At 64.8% G+C, this 15851-nt stretch carries 19 protein-coding genes; 18 read left to right on the top strand and 1 reads right to left on the bottom strand.

Going from position 1 to position 15851, the window contains the following annotated elements; all coding sequences use genetic code 11:
- The first annotated feature begins 44 nt into the window (after positions 1-44).
- The 17 genes from IB255_RS11035 (at position 45) to trpC (ending at position 14123) form a co-directional block, all read left to right on the top strand.
- A complete protein-coding gene (locus IB255_RS11035) occupies positions 45-371 on the top strand; it encodes a GPW/gp25 family protein (RefSeq protein ID WP_081520772.1) in 327 nt (108 codons plus the stop codon).
- Positions 368-1258: a baseplate J/gp47 family protein gene (locus IB255_RS11030; RefSeq protein ID WP_081520771.1), complete on the top strand. Its 891-nt coding sequence runs from the start codon at positions 368-370 to the stop codon at positions 1256-1258. Before IB255_RS11035 ends, IB255_RS11030 begins: the two co-directional genes overlap by 4 nt.
- Complete coding sequence (locus tag IB255_RS11025) at positions 1251-1865, top strand: phage tail protein I (protein ID WP_081520770.1); 615 nt, start codon at positions 1251-1253, stop codon at positions 1863-1865. Before IB255_RS11030 ends, IB255_RS11025 begins: the two co-directional genes overlap by 8 nt.
- Positions 1856-3730 carry a phage tail protein gene (locus IB255_RS11020; RefSeq protein WP_225594817.1) on the top strand — a complete coding sequence of 625 codons (1875 nt, stop codon included), beginning with the start codon at positions 1856-1858 and terminating at the stop codon, positions 3728-3730. Before IB255_RS11025 ends, IB255_RS11020 begins: the two co-directional genes overlap by 10 nt.
- Positions 3731-3819: 89 nt before the next feature.
- Complete coding sequence (locus IB255_RS11015) at positions 3820-4980, top strand: phage tail sheath family protein (RefSeq protein ID WP_192210372.1); 1161 nt, start codon at positions 3820-3822, stop codon at positions 4978-4980.
- Between the two features lie 12 nt (positions 4981-4992).
- On the top strand, positions 4993-5496 hold the full coding sequence (locus IB255_RS11010) for a phage major tail tube protein (RefSeq protein ID WP_081520768.1): 504 nt from the start codon (positions 4993-4995) through the stop codon (positions 5494-5496).
- Positions 5497-5507: 11 nt separating this feature from the next.
- Positions 5508-5849 (top strand): phage tail assembly protein, encoded by a 342-nt coding sequence (locus IB255_RS11005; protein WP_081520767.1) that lies wholly within the window; start codon positions 5508-5510, stop codon positions 5847-5849.
- Between the two features lie 155 nt (positions 5850-6004).
- Entirely contained in the window at positions 6005-7936 is a 1932-nt protein-coding gene (locus tag IB255_RS11000; RefSeq protein WP_139791705.1) for a glycine zipper domain-containing protein, read from the top strand.
- 9 nt (positions 7937-7945) lie between these two features.
- Positions 7946-8851 carry a phage tail protein gene (locus IB255_RS10995; RefSeq protein ID WP_081520765.1) on the top strand — a complete coding sequence of 302 codons (906 nt, stop codon included), beginning with the start codon at positions 7946-7948 and terminating at the stop codon, positions 8849-8851.
- A complete protein-coding gene (locus IB255_RS10990) occupies positions 8823-9032 on the top strand; it encodes a tail protein X (RefSeq protein ID WP_081520764.1) in 210 nt (69 codons plus the stop codon). Before IB255_RS10995 ends, IB255_RS10990 begins: the two co-directional genes overlap by 29 nt.
- Before the next feature lie 64 nt (positions 9033-9096).
- The gene (locus tag IB255_RS10985) at positions 9097-10101 is read left to right on the top strand and encodes a phage late control D family protein (protein ID WP_081520763.1); all 1005 of its coding nucleotides are present in this window, start codon (positions 9097-9099) and stop codon (positions 10099-10101) included.
- Between the two features lies 1 nt (position 10102).
- The gene (locus IB255_RS10980) at positions 10103-10732 is read left to right on the top strand and encodes a glycoside hydrolase family 19 protein (protein ID WP_081520762.1); all 630 of its coding nucleotides are present in this window, start codon (positions 10103-10105) and stop codon (positions 10730-10732) included.
- A complete protein-coding gene (locus tag IB255_RS10975; RefSeq protein ID WP_081520761.1) occupies positions 10729-11085 on the top strand; it encodes a hypothetical protein in 357 nt (118 codons plus the stop codon). The genes IB255_RS10980 and IB255_RS10975 overlap by 4 nt, the downstream gene beginning before the upstream one ends.
- Positions 11082-11330, top strand: coding sequence for a hypothetical protein (locus IB255_RS10970; protein WP_081520760.1), 249 nt, complete (start codon positions 11082-11084; stop codon positions 11328-11330). The genes IB255_RS10975 and IB255_RS10970 overlap by 4 nt, the downstream gene beginning before the upstream one ends.
- 317 nt (positions 11331-11647) lie before the next feature.
- Entirely contained in the window at positions 11648-12244 is a 597-nt protein-coding gene (locus IB255_RS10965) for an aminodeoxychorismate/anthranilate synthase component II (protein WP_081520759.1), read from the top strand.
- Positions 12241-13290, top strand: a complete 1050-nt coding sequence (gene trpD, locus IB255_RS10960) for an anthranilate phosphoribosyltransferase (RefSeq protein ID WP_081520758.1) — start codon at positions 12241-12243, stop codon at positions 13288-13290. The genes IB255_RS10965 and trpD overlap by 4 nt, the downstream gene beginning before the upstream one ends.
- Positions 13287-14123, top strand: a complete 837-nt coding sequence (trpC, locus tag IB255_RS10955; RefSeq protein WP_081520757.1) for an indole-3-glycerol phosphate synthase TrpC — start codon at positions 13287-13289, stop codon at positions 14121-14123. Before trpD ends, trpC begins: the two co-directional genes overlap by 4 nt.
- A 60-nt stretch (positions 14124-14183) precedes the next feature.
- Here the strand turns inward: trpC and crp are convergent, their stop codons facing one another.
- A complete protein-coding gene (gene crp / locus IB255_RS10950) occupies positions 14184-14831 on the bottom strand; it encodes a cAMP-activated global transcriptional regulator CRP (RefSeq protein ID WP_024763566.1) in 648 nt (215 codons plus the stop codon).
- Positions 14832-15206: 375 nt separating this feature from the next.
- Here crp and IB255_RS10945 point away from each other — a divergent pair, with 375 nt between their 5' ends.
- Positions 15207-15629, top strand: coding sequence for an OsmC family protein (locus IB255_RS10945; protein WP_015475289.1), 423 nt, complete (start codon positions 15207-15209; stop codon positions 15627-15629).
- Positions 15630-15851: the final 222 nt, after the last annotated feature.

The raw sequence follows: 15851 nt of genomic DNA, 5'->3' as shown, positions 1-15851 counted from the left end.
GGCAACTTTTCCCGTGCGCACCCTGAGCGACGGAGGGCGCGGCCATGATCGGCATGGATCGACGCAACGGCCAGCCGCTGAGCGCGCTGGCGCACCTGAAGCAATCCATCGAGGACATCCTCACCACCCCGCTGGGCAGCCGGCGCATGCGCCCCGAGTACGGCAGCCGCCTGCGGCGCATGGTCGACCTGCCGGTGACCGAAGGCTGGAAGGGCGCGGTACAGGCTGAAGTGGCCCGCGCCGTCGGCCGCTGGGAGCCCCGTCTGCGGCTGAGTTCGGTGCAGGTGGTGGCGGTGCTCGCCGGCAGCGTTTCGCTGCGCCTGCGCGGCGTCTACCTGGGCGACGAGATCGGACTGGAGGTGGCGGCATGAGCCTGATCGACCTGTCCCAACTGCCCGCTCCCACGGTCGTGGAGAACCTCGACTACGAGACGCTCTACGAAGAGCTGCTGGCAGATTTTCGCGGCGCCATGGGCGAAGGCTGGACCGCTGCGGTGGAGTCCGATCCGGTGGTCAAGCTGCTCGAGCTGGCGGCCTATCGCGAGCTGCTGCTGCGCGCGCGGATCAACGATGCCGCCCGCGCGGTGATGCTCGGTTATGCGACACAGGGCGACCTCGATCAACTGGCCGCCGGCTACAACGTGAAGCGCCTGGTGATCCAGCAGGCGGATGCCACGACCTCGCCACCGACTCCGGCCGTGCTGGAGGGCGATGACTCGCTGCGCAATCGCACGCAACTGGCCTTCGACCAGCTCTCGGTGGCCGGCCCACGCAATGCCTACGTGGCCTTTGCGCTTGGCGCCGACGGGCGTATTGCCGATGCCTCGGCGATCAGTCCGCAGCCGTGCGAGGCGCTGGTCAGCGTGCTGTCTTCCGAAGGCAATGGCGCGGCGTCGGCCGACCTGCTGGATGCCGTGCGCAAGGCGCTGAACGACGAAGACGTGCGCCCGGTCGGCGACCGTCTCACCGTACAGTCCGCAACCATCGTGCCCTACCAGGTCGATGCGCTGCTCTACATCTATCCGGGCCCGGAAGCCGAGCTGATCCAGCAGGCCGCCGAGGCGTCGCTGCAGACCTACATCGCGACCCAGCGCCGTATCGGACGCGACATCCGCCGCAGCGCATTGTTCGCCGCGCTGCATGTGGAAGGCGTGCAGCGCGTGGAGCTGGCCAAGCCGGCTGCCGACGTGGTGCTCGATTCGACCCAGGCGGCGTACTGCAGCGGCTACCAGATCCGCGTGGGAGGTTCGGATGAGTAGCCGCCTGCTGCCTATCAACTCGACGTCGCTGGAGCGGGTACTGGCGGACGTACAGGTCGCCGACCTGCCGGTGCCACTGCGTGAGCTGATGGACCCGCAACGCTGCCCCGTCGCGCTGCTGCCCTATCTGGCCTGGGCCTGGTCGGTGGACCGCTGGGATCCGGCGTGGAACGAGGCGGTGAAGCGCAAGGCGGTGGCTGCAGCCTTCCGCATCCACCAGCACAAGGGAACCATCGCCGCGCTGCGGCGGGTGATCGAGCCGCTGGGTTACCTGATCGAGATCATCGAGTGGTGGCAGGGCTCGCCCATGGGCGAGCCGGGCACCTTCCGCCTGCGCATCGGCGTGCTCGACAGCGGTATCAGCGAGGAGATGTACCAGGAGGTGGAGCGCCTGATCGAAGACGCCAAACCGCTCACGCGACACCTCATCGGGCTGGATATCAGCCTGGAATCCCAGGGGCGGATCACCGTCGGCTCCGGGCAATACGACGGCGACATCGTCACCGTCTACCCCTACCTCCCGGACGTGATCGAAGCGATCGGCAGCCACGGCTTGCCGGGCCGGGAACACACCATCGATAGCTTGAGTGTCTACCCATGGCAGTAACCTACTACGCACTTCTCACCACGATCGGTGCCGGCAAGCTGGCGAATGCCACCGCGCTGGGCACCACCCTGAAAATCACCCAGCTCGCCGTGGGCGACGGTGGCGGCAATGTGCCCAGCCCCGATGCCAGCCGTACCCAGCTGGTCAACGAAGTCCGCCGCGCACCACTGAACCGCCTGAGCGTCGACCCGGCGAACAGCGCGCAGATCATCGCCGAACAGGTCATCCCCGAGGACGTGGGCGGCTGGTGGATTCGCGAGATGGGCCTGTACGACGAAGCCGGCGCGCTGATCGCCTACGCCAACTGCGCGCCATCCTACAAACCGCAACTGGCCGAAGGCAGCGGCCGCACCCAGACCGTGCGCATCGTGCTGATCGTCAGTAATGCCGCGTCGGTGGAACTGAAGATCGATCCGAGTGTGGTGCTGGCGACGCGGGAGTATGTGGATAATTCCATTGTCACGGCCCTGAACCGGCTGGATTACAAACAGTCCGTGCGCGCTGCGACCACTGCGAGTATCACGCTGAGCGGACTGCAGACAGTCGATGGTGTCGCGCTCGCGGCGGGTGACCGTGTGCTGGTGAAGAACCAGACGAGCGCCGTGGACAATGGGCTGTATGTCGTTGCAGCCGGTGTCTGGAAACGTGCGACCGATGCAGATGAGAACAGCGAGGTCACGCCGGGGCTCACCGTCACCGTGGAGAGCGGCACTGCGCAGGCGGACAGCGTCTGGCAGTTGGTGACCGATGGGGCGATTGTTCTCGGCACTACGGCGCTGGCGTTCCAGAACATTACCAATGGGCTGGCGAAGCTGGCGTCGCCGGCATTCTCCGGTACACCCACCGCCCCGAATCCGGCACAGAGTGACCTGTCTTCTCGACTGGCTACCACGAGCTATGTTCGAAACCTTGTTGCGGGGAGCATGAGCAAGTCGGTTGCAGGGGGAACCGATGTCACGTTGACAGCTGATGAAGTTGGGTACGGCATGTTGACATTCACTGGGGCGCTGACGACGAATATCAATGTGATCGTGCCGAACGTGTATCGACAGTGGGTGGTGCATAACCGCACCAGCGGTGCTTTCAGTATGACTTTGAAGACGGCTACGGGTAATGGCGTGGCGGTGACACAAGGTCTGCAGCGACTTCTTATTTGCAATACCGTGGATGTGTATTCGCCGGAGTTGGATTATGTGAATACCACGCTGACAGGAACTCCAACTGCGCCTTTAGCATCCGCTGGTTCGAAAACAAGTCAGGTGGCTAACACTGCTTTCGTGCAGGCGGCTATTGACGGACTTCTGGGAGCAACGCCAGCAACTCTTAATACACTAGCCAAACTTGCATCGGCTCTAAATAACGATCCGGCTTTTGCTGTTACATTGAACAGTGCATTGGCAGCCAAGGCACCGCTCAACAGTCCAGCATTGACCGGTGTGCCAACAGCTCCAACTGCTGCTGCCACTTCTAGCAGTACTCAAGTGGCTACAACTGCATTCGTCACCTCGGCGATTTCGGCGTTGTCTGCGTCCTCTCCATCTGCTCCCCCACTGGTAAACGGCTTCACCGACAACAACAGTAGTCGCTATTGGACCGCAAACGGAAACCTATACTTGAATCTTGACATCCATCGGGCCACAGCTCCCCCCAACGCCACAATCATTCTGACTCTTCCGGTAGGGGCTCGTCCAAAGTTCCGAATTTGTGGTATTGGCGATTGGGCTCATGCGAGCCCACTTGGGTTGGGCTGGTTCTCTTGGACTCTCGAGGCCAACGGAGTACTGACTCTTGATTACTCCATCGGCAGTACTGCCAATGCTGCGAACTATGACTGTCAGATGAATCTCTGTACGCAACTGGCATGAGCTGATCAAAGTATCAACGCGAATTCTGAGCGTCTGCTCAGACCACCCAACCGCCTCCCGGCGGTTTTTTTATGTCTGGAGAAAACCCTATGAGCTTCTTTCACGGCGTCACCGTGACCAATGTCGACGTCGGTGCGCGCACCATTGCGCTGCCGTCGTCCTCGATCATCGGCCTGGTGGATACCTTCACCCCCGATGCCAAGCTGACCGCGCAGGCCGATGTGCCGGTGCTGCTCACCAGCCTGCGTGAAGCGGCCGCCGCGTTCGGCACCGCCTCGGCGATCTACAAGTCCTGCACCGCCATCTTCACCCAGTCCGCTGCGGTGGTCGTGGCGGTGGGCGTGGCGAAAGTCGAGGATGCGGCACAGCTGACCTCCGCGATCATCGGCACCGTCACCGAAGCAGGCCAGCGTACCGGCCTGCAGGCGCTGCTCGACGGCAAGTCGCGCTTCAACGCCCAGCCGCGCCTGCTGGTCGCGCCGAAGCATTCCGCCACCCAGGCGGTGGCCACCGCCATGGGCGCGCTGGCCGAGAAGCTGCGCGCCATCGCCATCGTCGACGGCCCGAACACCACCGACGAGGCGGCCATCGCCTACGCCGGCGAGTTCGGCAGCAAGCGCATCTACCTGGTCGATCCGGGCGTGCAGTACTGGGATACCGCCAGCAGCGCCACCGTCGATGCGCCGGCTTCGGCCAACGCCGCCGCGCTGTTCGCCTGGACCGACAGCCAGTACGGCTTCTGGTCCTCGCCGTCGAACAAGGAGCTGCTCGGCATCACCGGTACTGGCCGGCCGATCGAGTTCCTCGACGGCGACGAGACTTGCCGCGCCAACCTGCTCAACAACGCCAACATCACCACCATCATCCGTGACGACGGCTACCGCCTGTGGGGCAACCGCACCCTCTCCAGCGATGCCAAGTGGCCCTTCGTGACCCGCGTGCGGACCATGGACATGGTGATGGACGCGATCCTCGCCGGGCACAAGTGGGCGGTCGACCGCGGTATCACCAAGACCTACGTGAAGGACGTCACCGAGGGCCTGCAGGCCTTCATGCGCGACCTGAAGAACCAGGGCGCGGTGATCGACTTCGAGGTCTACGCCGACCCGGAACTCAACACCGCCAGCCAGCTGGCCCAGGGCAAGGTGTACTGGAACATCCGCTTCACCGACGTACCGCCTGCCGAGAACCCCAACTTCCGCGTCGAGGTGACCGACCAATGGCTCACCGAAGTCCTGGACGCAGCTTAAGGAGAACCCCAGATGATTCCGCAGATTCTCACCAACACCAACCTCTTCGTCGACGGCGTCAGCTTCGCCGGTGACGTGCCGTCCCTGACCCTGCCGACCCTCAAGGTAAAGACCCAGGAGTACCGTGCCGGCGGCATGGACGCTCCGGTCCTGCTCGACGTCGGCCTGGAAGCCATGGAGGCCAAGTTCACCACCAACGGCGCGCGCCGCGAGGCCATGAAGTTCTTTGGCCTGAGCGACCAGGGTGCGTTCAACGGCACCTTCCGCGGCTCCTTCAAGACCCAGAAGGGCGGCACCGTGCCGGTGGTCGCCACGGTCCGCGGCCTGCTCAAGGAGATCAATCCGGGCGACTGGAAGGCAGGTGACCTGGCCGCCTGTACCTACAGCGTGGCCGTCTCCTACTACAAGCTGGAAGTCGAGGGCCGCGAGATGTTCGAGATCGACCCGGCCAATTCGGTGCGCAAGATCGACGGCGTCGACCAGCTCGCCGCCATGCGTAACGACCTGGGCGTCTGAGGAGAACCGTGATGCAAGACTCCGTCAAACAGCCCGTGTGGCTGAGCCTGTCCGAGGACGCGGCGGTGGTGAAACTGTCCCGTCCGACCTCCTGCAACGGCGTCGAGGTCGACGCACTCACTCTGCGTGCGCCGACCGTGCGCGACATCCGCCTGGCCAGCAAGGTCGCCAGCGATGACGAGGAGCGCGAGCTGCAACTGTTCGCCTCACTGCTGCAGGTCAGCCGCCAGGACCTGGAGGGACTCAAGCTCAGCGATTACCAGCGCCTGCAGCACGCCTACTTTCGCCTGGTGCGAGAGGACGGCGATGAGCTTCGCGCTGATGCGCCAGCTGGCGCGGCGACTGGCGACTGAGTCGGGCTTCACGGCCGGCGAACTGGAACGCATGACCCTCAGCGACCTGCGTTGGTGGCTGGGGGACGACGCGAGCTAGTTCGCCCTCGAGGAGCGCCGGGTGACCAGCGCTCCCTTGTCGTCGAAGTGGCGAAAGTCGTCAGAGGGCGAGTGAAATGGAAATGAGTGAAAAGCCGGAAGTGCTGGTGGCGACCGTCGTCGGTCTGGGCAGTACGCTCGGGCGGGTGATAGCGGACTCCACCATGCGCCTGGGGACCCTCGTTGGAAAACTGGATGCGAGTCTGCCGTTGCGCGCGCTGGTGGATGGCATCGATGCCGTTCAGAACAACCAGGACATCCGCCATCGCGCCAGTGAGCGCAACGCGGGGGAAGCGAGGCTGGCGCTGCGGCGGATCATCGATCTGCTGGCGCCGAGGCCGTTGGATATTCGTCTGCCGAAGATCATCGTCAGTATGGCTGCGCAAGCGAGTACACCGGTGAACGATTGGCAGCGCCTGGAGGCGGCGACCAAGCCGCTGCTCGAACTGAGCTCCGTCGGGGACGTTCTACGCGCTTCGGCCAGCATGACACTGGCGTATCGCGGTCGTCTGATGCAGGTCCGCGCAGCGGCGGGTCAGCCCTACGATCCCAAAGCTGAAGCGGCGCTTAGTGATCAGGTTGTAGGCGCAGGTCGTGAGGCGGCGATGCCTCGCGACAAGGTGCTGGACCTGGCGCAGGCCCTGGTGGAGAGCAAGGTGCCGCTGAACGATATGGTGGCGATGCTGCCGGTGGCGGCGAAATTTGCCCAGGGCCAGGGCGTCTCGGTCGAAACCACGGCTCAGCTCGTCAGCGCGCTGCAGCAGAAGGGCGATATCAAGAGCGCGGCCGACCTTGAGCGCGCATTGAGTACGGTGGCATGGCGGGGCCAGAAAGAGGCTCCATCGGTCGAGTCGCTCAGCCGTGATCTGCTCAATGGTCTGCAGGCGCTTCGCCCCGGCGATACGCAGAAGGTCGGGAATCTGCTGCAAGCCCGGCAAGGGACGCCCGCTGCGCCGCCGGATGTGCTGAATTCGGGCGTGGACAAGTACCGTGACTCTCCGCTCGGCGAGCTGGAAGAGACGGAGCAGCTGATTTCTGGCGCGATGCTGGGGATAGGCGACACCCTGCTCAACCATCACAAGCTGCTGGCTGTCTCGGCGGCGGCGATTGCCGGTGGACTCTTCGCGGCCAAGCCATTGCTGGGCGGCAAGTCGGACATTCAGAAAGTCTTCGTCACCAATTGGCCTGTATGCGGCTATTGCGACCCGTTCGATGGCGGGTCGAAAGGCAAAGACAAGGGGAAAGGCAAGGGCAAGAGCGGCGGCAAGCCGAAGCCCGGTGGTGCTGGCCAGGGATCGCGCGGAGGGATCTTTCAACGCGCCAGGTCCGCTCTGGGGCGAGTTGCTGGAGCAGTTTCTGGCAGGCTCGGCAGGGTTGCCCAATCCGTACGATCTTCGCGTACAGGTCGCGCCGCAGGCGGCATCCTGCGTCGTGGCGCAGGCCTGGTGCGAAGCGTGGGTGCGTCCGGACTCGGAAGGGCGGTGGGCGGATTGGTGCGGGGCGCTGGGACAGGGCTGCGACGTTTCGGTCCGGTGAGCGCCGCGATGGCGATTGCCGATGCCGCCTCGGTCTATGCCAGTGATCAGTCGCCCGCGCAGAAGGCGGTTGGCTACGGCAAGGCCGGTGGCTCCGCCATTGGCGCGGCGGCCGGTGCCGCCTTGGGCACGCTGATCCCGATTCCGGTGGTGGGGACGCTGGTCGGAGGCGCCATCGGCGCGACCGTAGGCGAGTGGATCGGCGGCAGGGCCGGAGCGCTGTTCGGGCCGTCCGAGAATCCCCGGAACCCACAGCCGGTTCCGCCCCCACCCGCAGCTCCTGTGGCCGCGGCAGTCGTTGCCAGTGGCCCGCCCAACTGGACGTTTTCGCCGCAGGTGAGCATCAACGTGGCGGGCAACATCGTCAATCCGCAGCAGCTGCTCGACGAGCTGATCCCGGCCATGCGCCGGCTGATCGCCGAGGCCCAGCAGGAACGGCAGCGCAACGCGCTGTTCGACACCGTCGTCATGTAAGGAGGCCCCATGACCTATCTGGAACAGTTCAATACCGGCCTCGGCATGATTGCGGGCGCTGCCACGGCTGCTCGGCGCGACCTGGAACAGGTTGCCGCGCCGGTGGACAAGGCGATGCTGCACATCCGCAGCGGCGTCGCCGCGCTCGAAGGCCTGCCCGGCGTTACGCCCGAGGCGGCAGCCAGGCTCAAGCGCGTCACCGATGGCATCGTACGCGCCCAGGGCAAGCTGCAGGATGTGGTGAAGAGGGCTCAGACCGAGCAGGAAAAGCTGCAGGAGAATCTCGACAAGACCCGAAAGGTCGCTGCCGAGGTGAACGAGCGGATCAAGCTGCTGGGCGAGGAAGTCGACAATGCCGGCCAGGCGGTGAACAAGGTGCTGGGCAGGATCGATCCGCGCCTGCAGAACATCCTGCCCAGTTCGGTGCTGGCGCCCAAGCTCGATCCGTCCGAGCAGATGTGCAAGGTGCCGCAGCATCTGCTGATCATGACGCCGCTGAAGTCGACCGAGCAGACCTACTACTTCAACGTCGACACCACCGGCTTCCAGCGCCTGACTCGCAGCACCAGCTATGCCTGGAAGGAGCAGGCGCGACTGGGCCGGCGCAGCGCGCAGCAGAGCGTCGGATTGGGCCCGGAAACCCTCACGCTCAATGGCGTGGTGATGCCGCTGTTCATTCGTGCCGGCGACGCCTCGCAGCGGGTCGGCTGGAACCAGCCGCGCATGCTGCGGGACATTGCCCAACTGCGCGAGCCGGTCCACCTCGGTACCGGCCGTGGCGACGACCTGGGCAATTGGTGCCTGAGCAAGATCACCGAAACGCAGGAGGCGCTGTTCGCCAATGGCGTACCGCGTCAGCAAACCCTCGACCTGGAGTTCATCCGCTATGGCGACGACGATAGTCAGAAGCTCTGACGGCGACCTGCTGGACCGGCTCTGCTACCAGCGCTACGGGCATCTCAACGGTTGCGTGGAGGGCGTGCTGGATGCCAATCCCGGGCTGGCGGAGGAGCCGCAACCGCTGCGGGCCGGGGTGGTCATCCGCCTGCCGGAGATGGCCGTGCCGGCGGACCCCAGTGTGCGTCTGTGGGAGTGACCGCCGGCATTCGCATCAGTAACCAGGCCTCGCTCACGCGGGGCCTTTTCATTCGGAGGGGGCTATGAAACCAGTCTTTCGCATCAGCGCCGACGGTGCAGACATCACCCCGCTGGTCAGCGACCGGCTGATCGAACTGCAGCTGACTGACAAGCCTGGCCTGGAGTCGGACACCTTGCAGATCACCATCGATGATCGCGACGGTGCCGTGGTCCTGCCGCGCCGTGGCGCCGCGCTGGAAGTCTTCCTCGGCTACGACGGCGCAGCGCTCGCCCGCATGGGTCGCTACGTGGTGGACACGCTGACCTACAGCGGCATGCCGGACAACCTGGTGATCAAGGGCAAGAGTGGCGACATGCGCGGCCAGGGCAAGGCGAGCCGCAACTGCAGCTGGGAAGGGGCGAGCCTGGCGACCATCGTTGCCGATATCGCTGCACGCAACGGCTGGCGCGCGGCATGCAACGTCGAGACGCTGGTCGAGCGGGTCGACCAGATCCGCGAGTCGGATTTCAATTTCATCACCCGGCTGGCGCGCTTGTACGACTGCACCGCGAAACTGGCGAACAACAGCCTGCTGGTGCAGCCGCGCCAGTCCGGCCGCAGCGCCAGTGGCCAGGCCCTGGAAATACCGGTACTGGGGCGAGGGGATGTCGCCTCGTTCCGCTTCAGCCTGGATGACCGCAAGGTGGTGGCGGCGGTGAAAGTGCCTTATCGCGGTGTCGATGGCGTGCAGCAGCAGGTGCGCGTGGCCAACGCAGATGCACCGTCCCTGGTGGCCGCGGAGCACTGCGACCGTCACCCGCAGCCTAATGAGGCAGCCGCCCGGCGGGTCGCCGCCGCACGGCTGGCCGAGTTCAATCGCAAGAGCGCTGAAGTGCAGTTGGACATGCCCGGCCGTGCCGACCTGTTCGCCGAGCTGACCATTGATCTGAAGGGGTTCAAGACCGGGCTCGACGGCCGCTACCTGATCGACTCGGTGACCCAGCATTTTTCCGCAGGCGGTTGGACCACCACGGTGCAGTGCAATGGCGGCGCGCAGGGCAAGGGCAAGGCGGGGGAGGGCGGCTGACATGCTCATCGATGAACGTCAGCTTCTGCTGATCCTGCCCAGCGCCCGCCCCGTCGCGGGCGTTTTTCTGCCGGTGCTGGAGGCAGCGATGCGCGACTTCGGTATCGACACGCCGCAGCGCGGAGCTGCCTTCATTGCCCAGGTGGGCCACGAAAGTGCGCAGCTGACCCGCTGCGTGGAAAGCCTGACCTACAGTGCTCAGCGTCTCGCTGCCGTCTGGCCCCGGCGCTTCCGCAGTGCCGACGGTTCGCCGACGGCGCTGGCGCGGGAGGTGGCGTACCAGCCGGAGCGCATCGCCAACCTTGTCTACGCCGGGCGCAACGGAAACGGCGACGAGGCCTCCGGCGATGGCTGGCGCTTTCGAGGACGGGGTCTGCTGCAGGTGACAGGGCGGAGCAATTACCGTTCTGTCGGCGAAGGGCTCGCGCAACCTTTTGTCGCCCGCCCGCAGCTGCTGGCGGAACCGCGCTGGGCGTGTCGTACCGCCGCCTGGTGGTGGCAGTGCAGCGGGCTCAATGAGCTGGCCGATGCGGGGCGCTTCGAGGACATCACCCGACGAATCAATGGTGGGTTGAATGGCCTGGAGGAACGGGCGCAGCTCTGGCGCCGTGCGCTGGAGGTTCTGCAATGAGCCGCTTCTGGCTGGCGCTGGGCCTGACCGGCTTTCTGATGGGGGGCTGCATCGGTGGCTGGCTGACCGCGCGTTTCTATGGTGAGCAGATGGAGAGCCTGCACCTGGAGCAGGCTCGTTGCAGCGACGCCGGCAAAGCTCTGGAATCGAAGCTGGCGCTGCAGAACATCCAGGTCGAAGCGCTGGGGCAGGCTGCCCGCCAGCGTGCGGACGCCGTCGAGCGTACGCTGGCCCAGGCCCGCGAACAGGCGCAGAGCCATGAGACCGCTGCCAGCCGGCTGCTGCTGGAGCGCAGCGAGGGTGAGGAGTGCACCGTGGTTCGTCAGCTGATCGACCGGGAGCTTTTGCCATGAAGCTGCTGCTCATTCCCGTGCTGTTCCTGGCGGGTTGCGCGTCGACCGCGCCGGTACCGGTGGAGGTGCGCCTTCCCGTCCCGGTGCCTTGCCAGGTGCCGGTCGTCGAACCCCCTCGATTCGCCACTGCCGACCTGCGCCCGGCGGACGATCTGCAAACCAAGGTGCGCGCGCTGCTGGCCGAGCGGCAGCAGCACCTGGCCTACGAAACCCGCCTGCGCGCCGCGCTCGATGCGTGCCGCTGAACTTTCCTACCTTCGTCGGCAGGGCCGCCGCGCGTATTGCGCTGGCGCCCGGCCTTGGGCTACTGTTCGGCCATCGCTAGGCGAGACCGCAACCGTGATCCACAGCACCCGCATCATCACCTCCCTCCTCAAGGCATTCGCCCGTTGGCGCTGGCGCGCCTGATTCCTTCTTTCCCGGCATAGCGCCGGTCTCTTCTTACGCGTCCATTTCTCCCATCCGCTGGCATAATTGCCAGATTCGCGCAGCCCGCGAGGCCGCAACGGGTGTCGACGATGGCGCGATCCGAAAGCAGTGCAATCATGAGGTTCGAGCAGACATGCTGCTGATGATCGATAACTACGATTCCTTCACCTACAACCTGGTGCAGTACTTCGCCGAGTTGAAGGCCGACATCCACGTCATTCGCAATGACGAACTGAGCGTCGACGAGATCGCCGCGCTCAACCCCGAACGCATCGTCCTGTCCCCCGGCCCGTGCACGCCGAACGAGGCGGGCGTGTCCCTGGAAGTCATCGAGCGCTTCGCCGGCAAGCTGCCGCTGCTGGGCGTGTGTCTGGGCCACCAGTCCATCGGCCAGGCCTTCGGCGGTGACGTGGTGCGGGCCCGCCAGGTCATGCACGGCAAGGTCAGCCCGGTGTTCCACAAGGACCAGGGCGTATTCGCCGGCCTGAACAATCCGCTGACCCAGACCCGTTACCACTCCCTGGTGGTGAAGCGCGAGACGCTGCCCGACTGCCTGGAAATCACTGCCTGGACGGCGCTGGAAGACGGCTCGGTCGACGAGATCATGGGCCTGCGCCACAAGACGCTGAACGTCGAGGGCGTGCAGTTCCACCCCGAGTCGATCCTTTCCGAACAGGGCCACGAGATGCTGGCCAACTTCCTCAAGCAGACCGGCGGAGTGCGCGCATGAACATCAAGGAAGCCCTCGGCCGCGTGGTCAACCAGCTGGACCTGACCACCGAGGAAATGCAGGACGTCATGCGCGAGATCATGACCGGGCAGTGCACCGACGCACAGATCGGCGCTTTCCTCATGGGCATGCGCATGAAGAGCGAGACCATCGACGAGATCGTCGGCGCCGTGGCGGTGATGCGCGAGCTGGCCGACCAGGTCGAGCTGGACAGCCTCAAGCACGTGGTCGACGTGGTCGGCACCGGCGGCGACGGCGCGAACATCTTCAACGTATCCTCGGCGGCGGCCTTCGTGGTCGCCGCAGCTGGCGGCAAGGTTGCCAAGCACGGTAACCGTGCGGTCTCCGGCAAGAGCGGCAGCGCCGACCTGTTGGAAGCCGCCGGTATCTACCTGGACCTCAAGCCGGTCCAGGTGAAGCGCTGCATCGAGACCGTGGGCGTCGGCTTCATGTTCGCCCAGGTCCACCACAAGGCCATGAAGCACGCCGCCGCGCCGCGCCGCGAGCTGGGCCTGCGTACCCTGTTCAACATGCTCGGCCCGCTGACCAACCCGGCGGGCGTGAAACACCAGGTGGTCGGTGTGTTCAGCCAGGCACTGTGTCGCCCGCTGGCCGAGGTGCTCAAGCGCCTGGGCAGCGAGCACATCCTGGTGGTGCATTCGCGCGATGGCCTGGACGAGTTCAGCCTCGCCGCGCCGACTCACGTTGCTGAGCTGAAGGACGGCGTGGTTACCGAATACGAAGTGCAGCCCGAAGATTTCGGCATCAAGAGCCAGAGCCTGATCGGCCTGACCGTGGACAGCCCGCAGCAGTCGCTGGAGCTGATCCGTGATGCCCTCGGCCGGCGCAAGACCGAGGCTGGGCAGAAGGCTGCCGAGCTGATCGTGCTCAACGCCGGCGCCGCGCTCTACGCCGCGGACCTGGCCACCAGCCTGCACGAAGGCATGCAATTGGCCCACGACGCCCTGCACACCGGGCTGGCGCGGGAGAAGATGGAAGAGCTGGCGGCCTTCACCGCCGTTTACCGAGAGGAGAATGCACAGTGAGTGTGCCGACGGTTCTGCAGAAGATCCTGGCCCGCAAGGCCGAAGAAGTCGCCGAACGCCGCACCCGCGTGAGCATCGCCGAGCTCGAGCAGCTGGCGCGTGCCGCTGATGCCCCGCGCGGTTTCGCCAATGCCCTGCTGGAGCGCGCGAAGCGCCGTGAGCCGGCGGTGATCGCCGAGGTGAAGAAGGCTTCCCCGAGCAAGGGCATCCTGCGCGAGAACTTCGACCCTGCCGATATCGCCCGCAGCTACGAAGAGGGCGGCGCAGCCTGTCTCTCGGTGCTGACCGATATCGACTTCTTCCTCGGCAGCGACGCCTACCTGAAGGAAGCCCGCGCGGCCTGCAAGCTGCCGGTGATCCGCAAGGACTTCCTGATCGATCCGTACCAGGTCGTGGAAGCCCGCGCCATCGGCGCCGACTGCATCCTGCTGATCGTCTCGGCGCTGGATGACGTGCGCATGGCCGAGCTGGCCTCGGTGGCCAAGGACGTCGGCCTCGATGTGCTGGTGGAAGTGCATGACGCGCCGGAGCTTGAGCGCGCGCTGAAGACCCTGGACACCCCGCTGGTCGGCATCAACAACCGCAACCTGCACACCTTCGAGGTGAGTCTGGAGACCACCCTGGACCTGCTGCCGGAGATCCCGCGCGAGCGCATGGTGATCACCGAGAGCGGCATCCTCAACCGCGCGGATGTCGAGCTGATGGAAGTCAGCGATGTGTTCGGCTTCCTGGTCGGTGAAGCCTTCATGCGCGCCGACGAGCCGGGCACCGAGCTCAAGCGCCTGTTCTTCCCCGAGCGCAGCAAGGTCAAGCTGGGTGCCGATCCGGACTGAGGCATCCTGCGGACACAAAAAAGCCGGCGATTGCCGGCTTTTTTGCTTTCTGGCGACTCTTCAGCGGGTGCCGAAGACCACCATGGTCTTGCCTTTCACGTGCACCAGGCCCTGCTCTTCCAGGCTCTTGAGCACGCGACCGACCATCTCGCGGGAGCAGCCGACGATGCGGCCGATTTCCTGGCGGGTGATCTTGATCTGCATGCCGTCCGGGTGGGTCATGGCGTCCGGCTGCTGGCACAGGTCCAGCAGGGTGCGCGCGACGCGACCGGTGACGTCGAGGAAGGCCAGGTCGCCGACCTTGCGCGTGGTCTTGCGCAGGCGGTCCGCCATCTGGCTGCCCAGGGTGAAGAGAATCTCCGGGTCCTGCTGGCTCAGTTCGCGGAACTTCGCGTAGCTGATCTCGGCGACTTCGCATTCGGTCTTGGCGCGGATCCAGGCGCTACGCTCCTGGCCGGTGCTGCCTTCCTTCTCGAAGAGCCCCATCTCCCCGAAGAAGTCGCCAGTGTTGAGGTACCCGATGATCATCTCGCGGCCGTCGTCATCCTCGATCAGGACGGTTACCGACCCCTTGATGATGAAGAACAGGCTCTCGCAGCGGTCACCGGCGTAGATGATGGTGCTCTTGGCGGTGAAGCGGCGGCGATGACAGTGCGCGAGCAACTTGTCGAGGTTCTTGATTTTGGGTGTGAGGGTAATAGCTACCATGCCCGAGTCCCGGAAAGTAGAAAGAGTGGCCTTTGCACAACAGGCGCTAATGATTTTTTATGTTCAGCTGTAGTGCCGTGCGTCCCTGGCGCGATCCCCCTCGATCCCCAGGGCGGCATGATTGCCTTGCTGAGCAGTCTTGCATGTATGTAAATCAGCAAGAGCTTAACAGACGACGTGTTACCAGCAATCGGAAGTCTGGAACGTTCGTGTAGGCAATTTCTGAGAGTGTGCCAGTAAACCGGCGCCAGCTTAAGTGATAAATGCATACTGGCCGTGTGGAAATGAGACCTGGGTAACAGCCATCGCTCCCACTGGGCGTGCTAGGGGCCTGTGATAAGCTGTCGCCCCTTTTTTCCGGCGGAGTTCCTTGCAATGAAAGCGCGAATCCAGTGGGCGGGCGAGGCGATGTTCCTCGGTGAATCCGGCAGCGGCCACGTCGTGGTGATGGACGGCCCGCCAGACGCCGGTGGCCGCAACCTGGGCGTGCGCCCCATGGAAATGCTCCTGCTCGGCCTGGGCGGTTGCACCAACTTCGACGTGGTCAGCATCCTGAAGAAGGGCCGCCAGCCCGTGGAAAGCTGCGAGGCCTTCCTCGAAGCCGAGCGTGCCGACGAAGACCCCAAGGTGTTCACCAAGATCCATGTGCATTTCGTGGTCAAGGGTCGTGGCCTGAAGGAAGCGCAGGTGAAGCGCGCGGTGGAACTGTCTGCCGAGAAATACTGCTCCGCGTCGATCATGCTCGGCCGCGCCGGCGTCGAGATCACCCACGACTACGAGATCGTGGAGCTGGGCTGACAGCCCCCTTCATCCTTTCATCATCAAGGGTGCGCAAACTCTGGCAGAGGTCGCCTGACCTCTGCATAATGCGCCACCTTTTTTCAGGGTCATCCGGCCCGAAACCAAGCAACCACAATCGCCATCGCGAAGAGGTGTAAACCGTCCTACGCAGGTGCCGCCGTACGCATCTGACGGGCATGCTCAACCACGCGGCAGAGCCGCATTTGATGAGAGTTATCC

Origin of the sequence: Pseudomonas sp. PDM22, from assembly GCF_014851965.1 — a bacterium.
In the GTDB taxonomy this organism is placed as follows: Bacteria; Pseudomonadota; Gammaproteobacteria; order Pseudomonadales; family Pseudomonadaceae; genus Pseudomonas.
This window is presented reverse-complemented; position numbering and strand designations above follow the sequence as displayed.